The sequence below is a fragment of the Brytella acorum genome (genome assembly GCF_029309905.1).
In the GTDB taxonomy this organism is placed as follows: domain Bacteria; phylum Pseudomonadota; class Alphaproteobacteria; order Acetobacterales; family Acetobacteraceae; genus Brytella; species Brytella acorum.
Genome location: NZ_JARBJP010000003.1, coordinates 100,160 through 113,910, shown reverse-complemented (window position 1 = coordinate 113,910; position 13,751 = coordinate 100,160). Strand labels below are relative to the sequence as shown.

The window sequence follows — 13,751 nt, the reverse complement described above, 5'->3', positions numbered from 1 at the left end:
CGATCGCGAACCGGCGGGTGGGCGCACCAGTCGCGCCGCGCCCAATCTGCCAATGTGTGGGCAAGAAAGGGGAACAGGGCTTCCCTCAGCCTTCCCATTGTACCATGCCCGGCGTGAACCGCCTCAAGGACGCGCGGTCCCCCCAATTTTGCCCGGCGCACCCTACGGGCACACCAGACAAAATCGGCTCCCCCGCGCGCCGCTGGGGCGGTCGCCTGCGGCGATCCTTGACCCGATTCACGCGCGCATGAGGCGACGGCCTGTCTTCGAAAAACGAAAGGAGCAGGACGATGACCACGCTACACGACCAGATCCAGATGCTGCGCGCCGAACTGACCAGCTTTCACCTCAGCCGTCGTGAGCGGGCCAAAATCGAGCGTGAACTGAACCAGGTATGCGCGCAATTCGCAGCAAAATGCCACGACGGGGAGGCCTCCGCGTAAGCGGGGGTCTTTTCGTCTGGTCGCCCGTACCGACGGCGGACCCCACTGACGGTCCTATCAGAAGCAGGACGCCGGTGTTTCCTCACTATCCAACTGAAAGAACGATATTGAATCTCCATTATACGACTATTATAGTCGTATTTCTGGTGTGCATGCCCTGCATGTCGGATGTGATCATGGATGATCACTGGCCGACAGGTAAGGGCGGCACGGGCACTCCTGAACTGGACACAGGAACGGCTCGCTGAAAAAGCCCTCGTAGCATTGACCGCGCTCAAGCGCCTTGAATCCGAGCGTGGCCTTGGTGTCCATGAGGGCACGATCGACCAGGTCCGCCGCGCGCTGGAAGCAGCGGGCATCCTGTTCATCGAGTCCGGGCAAGGGCGTGGTGTCATGTTTCTTCACGAGACTTCCGATCCACAGACGCGACAGGATGCGGGCCGTCGCAGACGCGCGCCGTCCTGATCGGCCTGGCCGCGCAGCCTTCCCACTCGGCCCCGCGTTGTTTTTTGCGTCAGCGCGGAACCGTCGAACGGTCGTCATTCCACGAATTTGTTATCGAACCGATCCAACAGCGCTATCACGAGGGATCGTCATGACCCACCCATCCTTCCAGGATCACCCGCCTCTGACGGCGCGTGTGAACGCCTATGACGAGCAGCATCTCGACCTTTATCTCCGCCTCCTGATCGCCGACGAGGAAGGTGCCGACTGGCGCGAAGTCGTTGCGGTGCTGTTCAAAATCGATCCTGTCTGTGAACCCGTGCGCGCCAGGGCTGTTTACGACAACCATCTTGCACGGGCGCGCTGGATGACCAAAGCCGGCTACCGGCATTTGCTGGAGCCGCGCCTGCAATAGCCGGGCTTCGCCGGCCCACGCGCTGGTCCCCCACGGCACTCTCCCCAATAGAAAATCAGGGTCTATGCGCTCGCGGTTCCGATCCGGCTAATTGAGGCTGCCCCCTTGCCGTATGAGGGGCCAGACAGGGAGGTCACCATGCCGACATCCTTCTGGCGTTCACAGGAAATACGCGACCGTATCAGCACTCTGGACCGTTCCGGTTTCGCCGTCGAGTTCCTGCGCCGCAACGCGACGTACCGTCGCGAGTATGCCCGCCTGCAACGACGCATCGCCCGCCGGGCAACGGACGCCGCCGCAGAGCGCGCGGCGTTCGCCGAACGCTGGGGGTTGGGCTTTTGTCCATGCTCCCGATGAACCCGCCCGCCGCGGCCGCATGGTCTGGAGGCCCGAGGTCTCCCCGGCCACGCTGATTCTCACGCCGGCACCCTCGGGTTTCGCGACGGTGACCCCGATCGAACCCGCCATGCTGGGGAATATCCTGGCCCGTCACGACGATGCGGATGGCGGGTGGCTTACGATCGGCGACGCGGTTGGCGATCTCTTTCTTCGGCTTCTGGACCCTTCGGCCTTGCAACGCCCCGCCGTGCTGCTGCCGCTGGACGCTGCCGGCGAGCTTCGTCTCGATGTGGCGTTGCGCTTTTTCCGGCATCTGCGTGGCAGCCGCGTTGCCCTGCTTCCACGCGCGCTCCAGCTCACGCCGCTCCAGCGTGCGCGGCAGATTCAGCTTCTGATCGCCTTCGACATTCAGGAAATTGGTGGCGGCCCACGTGAGGTCGCCATAGCCGCCGGCCGTTCATGGCAGGCGATTTTACCTTCCATCGAGTGGAAGAACACTGCGGCGCGGCGCTTTGCGGATCGCCTGATTCAGGACGCAGAGAACCGGGTAAACGGCGGTTACCTGGATTTCTTACACGGCAAATAGCATCAGCCGTTTTTCGCTCTCCTGCGCTGTTTCCCTCCATTTTTTCGACGCTGGCCTGCGCCCGGCTGCGCACGGTAACTCTTGCGCGCGTCATGGTCCGCCGAAGGTGGACACTGAGTCTGAAAAATCTTCGTCCACCCCCAACGCCTGCTTTCTTCGCCACCGTCATCCCGATCCGCCGCGACTTCGCCGCGACGCTTCAAAACCGGACGGAGGCATATCATGCTCAACAGACCCACGCCCTCACCGGCGCGCTATCTGCGCACCCATGAGGCTGCGCAAATTCTCGGACTTTCGCCGCGCACACTGGAAAAATATCGCTGCCACGGTACAGGACCGACGTTCCGCAAGCTTGGTGGTCGCGTCGTCTATCTGATCGATGACCTCGACGTATGGGCAGCCGCCGGTGCGTGCAAATCCACCTCCGACCCGAATTATGACGCGGCGCGTGCCGCCGGGCATGACCCACGATGAATGCCGCGCCGGGTATTCCGCGTTCCAGGCGCGCAAGCGAACGCAACAGGCTCGACCCGTTCGTGGTCTCCGGCGGGGATGCCAGCCCGCGCGATCAGCGCGACCTGATGGAGCGACCGTTCTTCTCGCTCGCGAAGACAAAGCGCACGGTGCCGATCTTCTATGAAGCCGGTGACGTCCGTGTCGAAGTCTTCGGCATGCCCGACCATGGCATGGCGACGATCTGGGACGCCGATGTGCTGATCTGGGCCGCCAGCCAGATCGTCGAGGCGGAAAATCTTGGTCTTACGACATCGCGCTTCCTGCGCTTCACGCCCTATCAGCTTCTGAGCAGTATCGGGCGTCAGACGGGAGCGCGGGATTATGGGCTACTCAAGGCGGCACTGACCCGGCTCCAGTCCACCGTGGTCGCCACTACGATCCGCAACGGCCAGAACTGGCGCCGTCAGCAGTTCTCCTGGATCACCGAATGGGAGATCTGTGCCAGCCAGACGGGCCGCGCCGCTGGTGTCGAGATCGTCATTCCCGAATGGTTCTATCGCGGCGTGATCGACCGCTCGCTCGTGCTTGCCATCGACCCGGCCTATTTCCGCCTCACCGGCGGCATCGAACGCTGGCTCTATCGCATCGCCCGCAAGCATGCTGGCCGCCAGCGTGCGGGCTGGACCTTCGAGATCGCCCATCTGCATGCGAAATCCGGCAGCCTGGTGCGTGTCTCGGATTTCGCCATCCAGATCCGGCATATCGCCGCCCGCCAGTCGTTGCCCGGCTATCGCCTGGGCATCGAGCGCGACGGCGCGCGCGAATTGCTCCGCATCCTGCCGGCCGACTTATCCACAATTCCTGTGGATAACCATGTGAATGGTATCGGGATTTCACACGCAACCCTTATCGGGACATCACACGCAGGACTATCGGGACTTCGCACGCACGAATCGCAGCTAAGTCTTTGGCCTGAAACGGCGATTCCGGCCCTTAACTTATCTAACTTAGAATCTAACTCTTATGTTGATGGGGCGGGCCGCCTTGCGGATAACGGCCCTGGTCCCTCCGTTTCCGGCCCAAAAGCACGCGGAGACGGGCCATGATCGTGGCCCTCCTCAACCAGAAGGGCGGCGTCGGCAAGACGACGCTGGCGCTGCATCTCGCGGGCCAATGGGCTCGGGAAGGCCGGCGCGTGACGGTCATCGATGCCGACCCGCAGGGCTCGGCGCTGGACTGGTCGGCGCAGCGCGCACGGGAGGGACTGCCCCGCCTGTTCGGCGTGATCGGCCTGGCGCGCGACACGCTGCATCACGAGGCGCCGGAACTGGCTCAGGGGGTGGATCACGTCGTCATCGACGGTCCGCCTCGGGTGGCGGCGCTGCTGCGCTCCGCCCTGCTGGCGGCCGATCTGGTGCTGATCCCGGTGCAGCCTTCGCCGTTCGACGGCTGGGCCTCGGCCGAAATGCTGCGGCTGCTGGCGGAAGCGCGGCTCTTCCGTCCCGGTCTGCTGGCCCGTTTCGTGCTGAACCGCTGCGCCGCGCGCACGGTGATCGCCCGCGAAACCCGGCTGGCGCTGGTGGGGCATGAGCCGGCGGCGCTGGCAGCGCGGATCGGCCAGCGGGTCGCGTTCGCCGACATGGCGCGCACCGGCCGCTTGGTCTGCGACTTGCGCCCGCAGGGGATTGCCGCCCGCGAAATCGCCGCACTGACAGCCGAGATTGGGGGGCTGGTGTCATGACCCTGCTGACCGGCGACAGCGCGCTCCTGATGCCCTGGCACGGCCCCTACGACATGATCCTGGTCGATCCCCCCTATGGCGATACGTCGCTCGCATGGGACCGGCGCATAGCGGATTGGCCCGGCAAGGCGCTCGCTGCCCTGAAACCCAGCGGCTCGCTCTGGGTTTTCGGCTCCCTGCGGAGTTTCCTTGCATCCAACGCGGCATTTCGGAATGCGGGCTGGAAATATGCCCAGGAACTGGTCTGGGAGAAGCAGAACGGTTCCAGCTTCCATGCCGATCGGTTCCGGCGCGTGCATGAACTGATCGTCCAGTTCTATCGCGACGATACGCCCTGGCGCGCCGTCTACAACGTGGTTCCGACCACGTCCGACGCACGGGCACGCACGGTACGACGGAAACACCGGCCGCCCCACATGGGTCGGATCGATGCCGGTCGTTACGTCAGCGAGGACGGTGGCCCGCGCCTGATGCGCTCCGTGATTCCGGTCCGTAATACGCATGGCCGGGCCATCCACCCGACCGAGAAGCCGGTGGCGTTGCTGGAGATCCTGATCCGCACGAGCTGCCCACCGGGTGGCCTGGTGGGCGACTGGTTCGCCGGCTCGGGGGCTGCTGGCGTCGCCTGTCGGCTCGCCGGTCGGCGCTATGTCGGCTGCGAGATCGATCCTGTCATGGCGCAGAAAGCGCGCGACCGTATCGCGTCCGTGCTGCCGCTCGGCGAGGGAATATCGCCATGACAGAGCGTCGCACGCTACCCGGCTTCGCGTCGCGCCCCGCCGACCCGGAACGCTGGGTCAAGGCGCCGGACAAGCCTGCGGCTGCCAACCACTTCACCGCCCGGCTGACCATCGACGTCACGCCGGCGCTGCGCGCCCGCATCAAGGTCGCGGCGTTCCAGCGCGGCATGACCGTCGCCGACATGCTGCGCGCGCTGCTCGCCCGTGAGTTCCCTGACAATCCCGGAGACGTGCCATGAACGGACGATTTTCTACGCCGCCGCATCGCCGCGCGGCGTCGCTGACCCATGTCGAACTGACCTGGATCGAGAAGCGTATCGAGCACTGGTTGCGCTTCGGCCACCGCGTTGACGAACAGATCCTTGATGGTCGCCGCCGCATTTCCAGTTTCGCGCCGGGCAGCATCTTCGCCTTCGTCCGCTGGGCGTCGAACGATCTGGGAGCCACGGTCTCCCGCGTGGACATCGTGCGGGCGGTGGAAGCAGGAAGTCCATTCCAGACTCTGCCATTTGTGCGTCCCGGTGGCGAAATCCTCCTGCGTGTCGATAGCTGGCCGAGGGTCGAGCGCGTGCTTCGGGCGATCGACGCTGTTGACGCGCTGGGCATCGACCCGGCGGATGCCGCGCCCGATTACTGGCGGCATCTCCACCATCGCATCACTGCCGGACATGAGCCCCGCAGCTACACGCGCGAGCAGCACGCAGCCTGGCTCAAGCGGCGGCAGGTGACGTCATGACCCGGCGTGGCTGGTTCTTCGCCACCTATTTCGCGGTGCTCGGTGTGGGCGTTTCGCTGGCCCTGCATCCTATGCCCCGGCTGATCTGGAACGAAACGGCGAGCGTGCCCGTCGGGCTTTATCGGCTGCACACGGACCCTGCGCCGCATGTCGGCGATCTGGCCGCTGTCCGTCTGCCCGAGCGCGAGGCGATGCTGCTGGCGACGCGCGGCTACCTCCCTCTCGGTGTGCCCCTGCTCAAACCTGTAGCGGCCATCGCAGGGCAGTTCGTGTGCCGTACCGGACAACGCATCACCATCGACGGAAAATTCGCTGGCGACGCGCGATCCGTCGATCATCGTGGTCGCCCGCTGCCCGTCTGGCGGGGTTGCCAACACCTCGATCCCGGCCAGGTCTTCGTCATGAATCCGGCCGAGCCACGCAGTCTCGATGGCCGATATTTTGGCGCGCTGCCCCTCTCCACCGTCATCGGCCGAGCCACTCCGGTCTGGCTTCCATCCGGGAGCGGCCAGGCCGTCGCCTTATCCTCCAATCCATCCGCGAAAGGACACTAAGATGGCACAGATCGGTCTTTTCACCCGCACCAAAACCGGCTTTGCCGGGCGTATTCGCACCCTTACCGTGACGCAGGATCTTATCCTCATTCCGGCCGATTTTTCCGACGCCGAACATGCACCGGATTATCGCATCCATCTCACCGATGCCGACGGTCCGGAGGTCGGCGCAGGCTGGAAACGCACCGGCGAGAGGGCCGGTGAATACGTCGCCGTAGCACTCGACGATCCCGCCTTCACGCAGCCCATCCGGGCCAATCTCTTCCGCACCGCCGACGACCGCGCGGTCTGGGTGCTGAACTGGACGCGCCCGTCAAAGCGCGCCGAAAGAGGAGATTGAGACGATGCGACCCGCGTTCTTCCTCGCTGTCGGCATCACCGCGATCGGCGTATTAGCTGCTGCCGACCAGACACGGGCGGCGTCGGTTTCGACACTCGCCGACACCGATTCTTTTGCTGCCCAAATCGCTGAGGCAGTCCGCCGTTTCGACGTTCCTACCACCTGGATACGGGCGGTGATGCGTGCTGAAAGCGGCGGTGATACCAGTGCGATTTCGTCGAAAGGCGCGCTCGGCCTCATGCAGATCATGCCCGCGACCTGGGCCGACCTGCGTGTCCGCTATGGGCTGGGAAGTGATCCATTCGATGTGCATGACAACATTCTCGCGGGTGCCGCGTATCTGCGCGAGATGCACGATCGCTACGGATCACCGGGGTTTCTCGCAGCCTATAATGCCGGACCGGGACGCTACGAGGACTTCCGCGATCGGCAACGTCCGCTGCCGCCCGAAACCCTCGCCTATGTCGCCGGTCTTCTGCCTCTTCTCGGCCAGAACGGTGACGCAATACCGCTTCCGGCGGCGCGTCCCGATCCCCTGGCCTGGAGACGCGCGCCGATCTTTTTCGCACGCGCGAACGATGCGTCTGCCAACATCACCGCACGCGATCTGTTGCCTATTGCACCGCACTCCGCTGGCCTGTTCGTGACGGTTTCTGACAGGGAGTCGGCACCATGACCATGCCGAATCCGCCTCTCCTTACCGCCCATTCGCAGCCGGTCGCAGGTCAGCGCATAATCGTGGTCCGGCGTGGTCCAGCGTTTCTCATGACGGATCGTAGCAGGGATCAGGGACCGCACTGGGTCTGGGCAAAGGAGAGGCGAGATAAAAGGGCGCACATTGCGCCTCGGTTGGGGTGTTGGTTTTCCAGCGTTTTTTCCTTTCCTACACAATGTTTCTCCCTCTCCGCCAATGTTTGCCGACCCTACTTTTCCTTGTTGCACCTGTCTTTTTCGCACATTGGGGGCGCCAATGGCCCGCGAGAATGATTTCCAGCCCCGTCTGGGCCGCATCCGCTCGCCCCGCGCCCAGCGGCTCAAGCCCTTCGTCGCCCAGGCCCTCGCCTCGGCCCAGCGTGCCGGAGGCGGTGGCTTCCGATCGGGCCGCAGCGGCGGCGGTTCCCGCTCGTCCTTCGGGCGTGGCCGCGTCGCAGCAGCCAGGGCCAATCGTCTGCTGACCAGCCGTGTCCGCCGCGTGACCGTCAAGGCCCGTGTCGTGCGCCACAGCGGGCGCAAGGCGCCGCTCGCCGCCCATCTGCGTTACCTGCGCCGGGAAGGGGTGACGAAGGACGGCGAGAAGGCGCGGCTCTTCGGTCCTGGCATCGACGATGCCGACCCGAAGGCGTTCGCCGAGCGCTGCGAGGATGATCGCCACCATTTCCGTTTCATCATCTCACCCGAGGACGCGCCCGACATGGCCGACCTCAAGGGCTATGCCCGCGAACTGGTCGGGCAGATGGAAAAAGACCTCGGCACGAAGCTGGACTGGGTGGGGGTGGATCACTGGAACACCCAGCATCCCCATGTCCACATCCTCGTGCGGGGCGTAGCCGAGGATGGCAGCGACCTCGTGATCTCCCGCGATTATATCCGGGAGGGCCTGCGCGCCCGTGCCCAGGATCTGGTGACGCAGGAACTCGGGCTACGCAATGACGTCGAAATCCATCGTGCCCTCGAACGCCAGGTCGGCGCCGAGCACTGGACCCAGCTCGACCGGCAACTCGCCCGCGATGCGGGCCGCAACGGCATCATCGACATGGCGCCAGCGCCGGATCGGCAGCCTGATCCGTTCGAGGCCCTGAAGGTCGGGCGCCTGCGCCACCTGGAGGGGCTCGGTCTCGCCCATCAGGTCGGTCAGGGACAATGGATGCTGGATGAATCCGCCGAGGCGACGCTCCGCGAGTTCGGGGAGCGCGGCGACATCATCAAGCGTATCCACCGCTCGCTGACGGAGCGCGGGATCGAGCGGAGCACATCGAGCTACGTCCTGGCGGGTGAAAGCCTCGACGTTCCTGTCGTCGGCAGGCTGGTCGATCGGGGGCTGGACGACGAGCTGAAAGGCACGGCCTACGCCGTCATCGACGGCGTGGATGGCCGCACGCATCATATCCGTTTTCCCGATCTCGACGCGACCGGTGATGGCAGCATGGGGTCGGTCGTGGAGCTTCGCGCCTTCGATGACAGGAAGGGGCAGCGTCGCGTGGCGCTGGCCGTCCGTTCCGACCTGTCGATCGAGGATCAGGTGACGGCGCGCGGGGCTACCTGGCTCGACCGGCAGGCAGTGGCGCGCGACCCTGTTGCATTGGGGCAGGCGGGGTTCGGTGCCGAAGTGCATGAGGCGATGGAGCGGCGGACCGAGCAACTGATTGAGCAGGGTCTTGCCGAACGCCGGACGCAGGGGGTGATCCTGGCGCGCAACCTGATCGGGAAACTCAGGGACCGCGAGCTTCACGAAGTGGGAGAGCGGCTCGCCGCTGAGACGGGCCGGACGTTCAGTCAGTCGGCATCGGGCGAGTATGTCACCGGCACGTATCGGCAACGCATGGCCCTGGCCTCCGGCCGCTATGCGATGATCGATGACGGCCTCCAGTTCCAGCTCGTGCCATGGACGCCGTCGCTGGAGAAGCAGCGGGGCCAGCACGTCTCCGGCGTCGCACGCGACGATGGCGGGATCGACTGGAGCTTCACCCGGAACCGGGGGCTCGGGCTATAGTCGTCGTGGCGATAAGGACAGTTAAATTCCCCTGGATTGAAGATAGACCCGCCGAGGGAAAGGAAGTTGCCGACGCTCGGTTCGTCAGTGGATATAGAGAATGATGAACGACCGACACGGCCAATATGTCGGGAAAGCAGCCAATCGGAAATCGGCAATGACACTGCACAATCCGGCGACAGGAACGGCCCATCGGGCGAAAGGGAATTGACAATATTCTATATATCCACGAGTAAGGATATATGGATACCGAATCGACCCTGTTGGCCCTGAGCGCACTGTCGCAATCCACGCGGTTGGAGATATTCCGCCTGCTGGTGCGCCATGAACCGAACGGGCTGCCGGCCGGAGACGTCGCGCGGCATCTCGATGTCCCGCAGAACACGATCTCGGCCCACCTCGCCACTCTGACCCGTGCCGGCCTGCTGACCTCGCAGCGCCATAGCCGTGTGATTGTCTATCGTGCCTGCCTACCGCGCCTGCGGGAACTGATGCTGTTTCTCGTCAAGGACTGCTGCGGGCAAAGCCCTGAACTTTGTGAGCCACTGGTTGCAGAACTGTCGTCCTGCTGCCCATCCGAGTGAACCCCCCAATGACCGATCGCGTCTTCAATGTGTTGTTTCTGTGTACGGGTAATTCCGCACGTTCGATTTTGGCCGAGAGCATCCTTCGCAAGGATGGTGCTGGCCATTTCAGGGTCTTCTCCGCCGGTAGCCATCCCAAGGGGCAGGTCAATCCTCTCGCCTTGAAAGTGCTGGCGAGCTTCGACTACCCGACCGAGGGACTGCGTTCCAAGCCCTGGGATGAGTTTGCTGTTGCGAACGCTCCCGTTATGGATTTCGTTTTTACCGTCTGCGATGACGCTGCTGGAGAAGTCTGTCCGGTATGGCCGGGGAAACCCATCACGGCCCATTGGGGCATTCCCGATCCGAGTAATGTTTCGGGAACCGATGCCGACCGGGAGCGAGCGTTCGTCTCGGCGTTCAAGGGTCTGAAGAATCGTATTTCCCTGCTTGTCGCATTGCCGCTGGCCAAGCTTGAGACTGCCAGTTTGGTGACGAAATTGCGCGACATTGGCACCGAGCCAACTGGCGTCACAATCTATCATAACCCGAATTGCGGCACATCGCGCAATACGCTTGCCCTGATCCGAAATGCGGGGATCGAGCCAACCATCATCGAATATCTCAAAACACCGCCATCGCGCGCCGAACTGGTCAGTCTGATCACGCGCATGGGGATCTCGGTTCGCGATCTCCTGCGGCGCAAGGGCACGCCCTATGATGAGCTTGGCCTCGATAATCCGGCCCTGAGCGATGACGACCTAATCGACGCCATGATGGCGCATCCAATCCTGATCAACCGGCCCATCGTCGTCACCCCGCTGGGTGCGGCACTCTGCCGTCCGTCCGAGGCAGTTCTGGACATCCTGCCCAACCCGCAGCGAGGCGCTTTCGTCAAAGAAGACGGCGAGAAGATCGTCGATGAATCCGGCAAGCGGATCGTCTGATGCTGGCGCTTCTGATTTTCGTTGTCACGCTCGTTTTTGTCATCTGGCAGCCTCGGGGGCTGGGCATCGGCTGGAGCGCAATGGCAGGTGCCGCCGTGGCCCTGGCGGCTGGTGTGATCCACTGGCACGACATTCCTGTCGTGTGGCACATCGTCTGGGACGCGACCTTCACCTTCATCGCGCTGATCGTCATCTCGCTGTTGCTGGATGAGGCCGGATTCTTCCATTGGGCCGCCCTGCACGTCGTGCGCTGGGGCAAAGGGCGAGGCCGTACGCTGTTCCCGCTGATCGTGGTGCTGGGAGCGGCCATTGCGGCTGTGTTCGCCAATGACGGCGCGGCCCTGCTGCTGACGCCCATCGTCATCGCCATCCTCACGCAGCTTCGCCTCAGTCCTGCTGCGGCGCTGGCCTTTATTATCGCCACTGGCTTCGTCGCGGATACCACCAGCCTGCCGCTCGTCATCTCCAACCTGGTGAACATCGTCAGCGCCAATTTCTTTGGCATTGCGTTCGATCGCTATGCCGCGATCATGGTCCCTGTCGATCTGGTAGCACTTGGTGCAACGCTGGCCGTCTTGTGGCTGTGGTACCGGCGGCAGGTGCCTGCGACCTATCCCGTCGCCGAACTGCCCGCACCTGCCACGGCCATTCGTGACCCCCATGTGTTCCGGGCGGCATTTCCGCTACTGGCCCTCGTACTGGCGGCCTATTTCCTGACCGCGCCGTTTCATATCCCGGTCTGTGTCGTAGCCTGCCTGGCCGCCGGAACCCTGTTGCTCGTCGCCGGGTATGGCCGGGTGATCCCTGTTCGCAAGGTGCTGCGGGGTGCCCCGTGGCAGATCGTGATCTTCTCCCTGGGCATGTATCTGGTGGTCTACGGGCTGCGCAATGCCGGGCTGACTGACTACCTTGCGACCGCACTGGTCTGGCTCGGTCATCAAGGGACGTTCACGGCCACCATCGGCACCGGCTTTCTGGCGGCTGTTCTGTCGTCCATCATGAACAATATGCCGAGTGTGCTGGTCGGGGCGCTGGCGATCCAGCAGGCTCACGACATCACGCCGCTGACACGCGACCTGATGATCTATGCCAACGTCATCGGCTGCGACCTCGGGCCAAAATTCACGCCGATTGGTAGTCTCGCAACACTGCTGTGGCTGCATGTGCTGGCATCCAAGAACCATCGGGTCACATGGGGGCAGTATATGAAAGTTGGACTGGCGATTACGCCGCCCGTCCTGCTGGCAACACTCGCGGCGCTGGCCCTGTGGCTGCCCCTGATCAGCCACCCGTAATACAAGAAAGGACCGATATATATGACCGCTCCTGACCTGCCAGCCCTGCACCCCGAATATCTTGAACGGGTCGATCTCGCGCGGCTCGAACCGCAACCGCGTGTGGACCATCCGCCGCGTATCCTGCTGCTCTACGGCTCTTTGCGTCCCCGATCCTTCAGTCGGTTGCTGGTGCTTGAGGCGGAACGCATCCTGAAGGTGCTGGGGGCCGAGACACGGGTGTTCGACCCGACCGGCCTGCCGATAGCGGATTCCGTGCCTGCCACGCATCCGAAAGTGCAGGAACTGCGGGAACTGTCGATCTGGTCGGAAGGCCAGGTCTGGTGCAGCCCCGAACGGCACGGCAACATAACCGCTGTGTTCAAAAACCAGATCGACTGGTTGCCATTGTCCGAAGGCTCGATCCGTCCGACGCAGGGCCGCACGCTGGCGGTCATGCAGGTCTCAGGCGGATCGCAAAGCTTCAATTCCGTCAATGCCCTGCGGGTTCTGGGCCGATGGATGCGGATGTTCACCATCCCCAACCAGTCCAGCGTGCCAATGGCCTATACGCAGTTCGGTGACGATGACCGCATGAAGCCGTCCCCCCTCTATGACCGGATGGTAGATGTCATGGAGGAACTGATGAAGTTCACATGGCTGCTGCGCGACCGGGCCGACTACCTCGTGGACCGCTATAGCGAACGGAAGACGGAATTCCGTCTCCCGGAAAGCCTGTGAGCCGGGCAATGGGCGAGCAGTTCGATGTCGTGATCGTGGGGGGCGGTCAGGCGGCCCTCGCCGCGTCGTATTTTCTACGACGGACCGGACTGCGTTACGTCATTCTCGATAACGGGACCCAGGCAGGTGGTGCATGGGTGCATGGCTGGGACTCCCTGCATCTGTTCTCGCCCGCGTCCTACAGTTCTCTCCCCGGCTGGCCGATGCCCGACACGCCGGATGGCAGCTACCCCACCCGCGACGAGGTGCTTGACTATCTGCACCGCTACGAAGCGCGCTATGCGCCGCCGATCCACCGCCCCGTAATGGTCGGACGTGTGGAACGCACTGACCAGAAATTCCTGAATGTCAGCACCAGCGTGGGTGATTTCCTAAGCCGCGCGGTCATCGGCGCCACCGGCACATGGTCTGCGCCCTTCATCCCCGATTATCCGGGCCGCGAATTGTTTGCCAGAACGCAAATCCACTCCTCCCATTCCGACCCGCGCTCTCCGCATTTGCGCCGCTCGACGTGATCGAGCCGGACGGGCTGATCCGCGTTAACGGGCAGCAGGCCATCAGGGAGCCACGTCTCTGGCTGCTGGGTTATGGCTCCTGGTGCGGCCCCGCATGCGCCACCCTGCTGGGGGCGGGCCGTGTCGCGAGATCCATGGTCCGGCAACTGGCGGCCTGGCTTGCGTCGCCAACACAGGATGTCCGTTTGTAGAAAACTTGAAGGTCTT

At 63.7% G+C, this 13,751-nt stretch carries 19 protein-coding genes and 2 pseudogenes; all 21 read left to right on the top strand.

Annotation, left to right across the window (positions count from 1 at the left end):
- Positions 1–290: 290 nt before the first annotated feature.
- The 21 genes and pseudogenes from PWM43_RS07000 to PWM43_RS06900 all read left to right on the top strand — a co-directional run bounded on the left by PWM43_RS07000 (position 291) and on the right by PWM43_RS06900 (position 13,735).
- Positions 291–443 carry a hypothetical protein gene (locus PWM43_RS07000; protein ID WP_010518334.1) on the top strand — a complete coding sequence of 51 codons (153 nt, stop codon included), beginning with the start codon at positions 291–293 and terminating at the stop codon, positions 441–443.
- Between the two features lie 180 nt (positions 444–623).
- A complete protein-coding gene (locus PWM43_RS06995) occupies positions 624–908 on the top strand; it encodes a helix-turn-helix domain-containing protein (RefSeq protein WP_018308128.1) in 285 nt (94 codons plus the stop codon).
- A gap of 130 nt (positions 909–1,038) precedes the next feature.
- Positions 1,039–1,302 (top strand): DNA -binding domain-containing protein, encoded by a 264-nt coding sequence (locus PWM43_RS06990; RefSeq protein ID WP_010518332.1) that lies wholly within the window; start codon positions 1,039–1,041, stop codon positions 1,300–1,302.
- A gap of 138 nt (positions 1,303–1,440) precedes the next feature.
- Entirely contained in the window at positions 1,441–1,659 is a 219-nt protein-coding gene (locus PWM43_RS06985; protein ID WP_010518331.1) for a transcriptional regulator domain-containing protein, read from the top strand.
- A gap of 19 nt (positions 1,660–1,678) precedes the next feature.
- Positions 1,679–2,227 (top strand): DUF2285 domain-containing protein, encoded by a 549-nt coding sequence (locus tag PWM43_RS06980; RefSeq protein ID WP_018308127.1) that lies wholly within the window; start codon positions 1,679–1,681, stop codon positions 2,225–2,227.
- Between the two features lie 222 nt (positions 2,228–2,449).
- The gene (locus PWM43_RS06975) at positions 2,450–2,701 is read left to right on the top strand and encodes a helix-turn-helix transcriptional regulator (RefSeq protein WP_010668883.1); all 252 of its coding nucleotides are present in this window, start codon (positions 2,450–2,452) and stop codon (positions 2,699–2,701) included.
- Positions 2,698–3,789, top strand: a complete 1,092-nt coding sequence (locus tag PWM43_RS06970) for a replication initiator protein A (RefSeq protein WP_018308126.1) — start codon at positions 2,698–2,700, stop codon at positions 3,787–3,789. Before PWM43_RS06975 ends, PWM43_RS06970 begins: the two co-directional genes overlap by 4 nt.
- Entirely contained in the window at positions 3,786–4,424 is a 639-nt protein-coding gene (gene parA, locus PWM43_RS06965; RefSeq protein WP_018308125.1) for a ParA family partition ATPase, read from the top strand. The genes PWM43_RS06970 and parA overlap by 4 nt, the downstream gene beginning before the upstream one ends.
- On the top strand, positions 4,421–5,164 hold the full coding sequence (locus tag PWM43_RS06960; protein ID WP_018308124.1) for a DNA-methyltransferase: 744 nt from the start codon (positions 4,421–4,423) through the stop codon (positions 5,162–5,164). Before parA ends, PWM43_RS06960 begins: the two co-directional genes overlap by 4 nt.
- Positions 5,161–5,403 carry a ribbon-helix-helix protein gene (locus PWM43_RS06955; protein WP_018308123.1) on the top strand — a complete coding sequence of 81 codons (243 nt, stop codon included), beginning with the start codon at positions 5,161–5,163 and terminating at the stop codon, positions 5,401–5,403. Before PWM43_RS06960 ends, PWM43_RS06955 begins: the two co-directional genes overlap by 4 nt.
- On the top strand, positions 5,400–5,900 hold the full coding sequence (locus PWM43_RS06950; RefSeq protein ID WP_023979783.1) for a DUF2840 domain-containing protein: 501 nt from the start codon (positions 5,400–5,402) through the stop codon (positions 5,898–5,900). Before PWM43_RS06955 ends, PWM43_RS06950 begins: the two co-directional genes overlap by 4 nt.
- The gene (locus tag PWM43_RS06945) at positions 5,897–6,454 is read left to right on the top strand and encodes a S26 family signal peptidase (protein ID WP_023979784.1); all 558 of its coding nucleotides are present in this window, start codon (positions 5,897–5,899) and stop codon (positions 6,452–6,454) included. Before PWM43_RS06950 ends, PWM43_RS06945 begins: the two co-directional genes overlap by 4 nt.
- Before the next feature lies 1 nt (position 6,455).
- Positions 6,456–6,794: a DUF736 domain-containing protein gene (locus tag PWM43_RS06940; protein ID WP_023979785.1), complete on the top strand. Its 339-nt coding sequence runs from the start codon at positions 6,456–6,458 to the stop codon at positions 6,792–6,794.
- A gap of 4 nt (positions 6,795–6,798) precedes the next feature.
- The gene (locus PWM43_RS06935; RefSeq protein WP_023979786.1) at positions 6,799–7,470 is read left to right on the top strand and encodes a lytic transglycosylase domain-containing protein; all 672 of its coding nucleotides are present in this window, start codon (positions 6,799–6,801) and stop codon (positions 7,468–7,470) included.
- Between the two features lie 294 nt (positions 7,471–7,764).
- A complete protein-coding gene (locus tag PWM43_RS06930; protein WP_029604265.1) occupies positions 7,765–9,504 on the top strand; it encodes a relaxase/mobilization nuclease domain-containing protein in 1,740 nt (579 codons plus the stop codon).
- Between the two features lie 242 nt (positions 9,505–9,746).
- Positions 9,747–10,088: an ArsR/SmtB family transcription factor gene (locus PWM43_RS06925; RefSeq protein ID WP_018308121.1), complete on the top strand. Its 342-nt coding sequence runs from the start codon at positions 9,747–9,749 to the stop codon at positions 10,086–10,088.
- 8 nt (positions 10,089–10,096) lie between these two features.
- Positions 10,097–10,387 (top strand): annotated as a pseudogene (locus PWM43_RS15495) (arsenate reductase ArsC); the annotation flags it as partial.
- Between the two features lie 189 nt (positions 10,388–10,576).
- Positions 10,577–11,014, top strand: a complete 438-nt coding sequence (gene arsC / locus PWM43_RS06915) for an arsenate reductase (glutaredoxin) (protein WP_029604264.1) — start codon at positions 10,577–10,579, stop codon at positions 11,012–11,014.
- Entirely contained in the window at positions 11,014–12,309 is a 1,296-nt protein-coding gene (locus tag PWM43_RS06910; protein ID WP_018308119.1) for an arsenic transporter, read from the top strand. Before arsC ends, PWM43_RS06910 begins: the two co-directional genes overlap by 1 nt.
- A 21-nt stretch (positions 12,310–12,330) precedes the next feature.
- The gene (arsH, locus tag PWM43_RS06905; protein ID WP_018308118.1) at positions 12,331–13,029 is read left to right on the top strand and encodes an arsenical resistance protein ArsH; all 699 of its coding nucleotides are present in this window, start codon (positions 12,331–12,333) and stop codon (positions 13,027–13,029) included.
- Between the two features lie 8 nt (positions 13,030–13,037).
- Positions 13,038–13,735, top strand: a pseudogene (locus PWM43_RS06900) (NAD(P)-binding domain-containing protein).
- Positions 13,736–13,751: the final 16 nt, after the last annotated feature.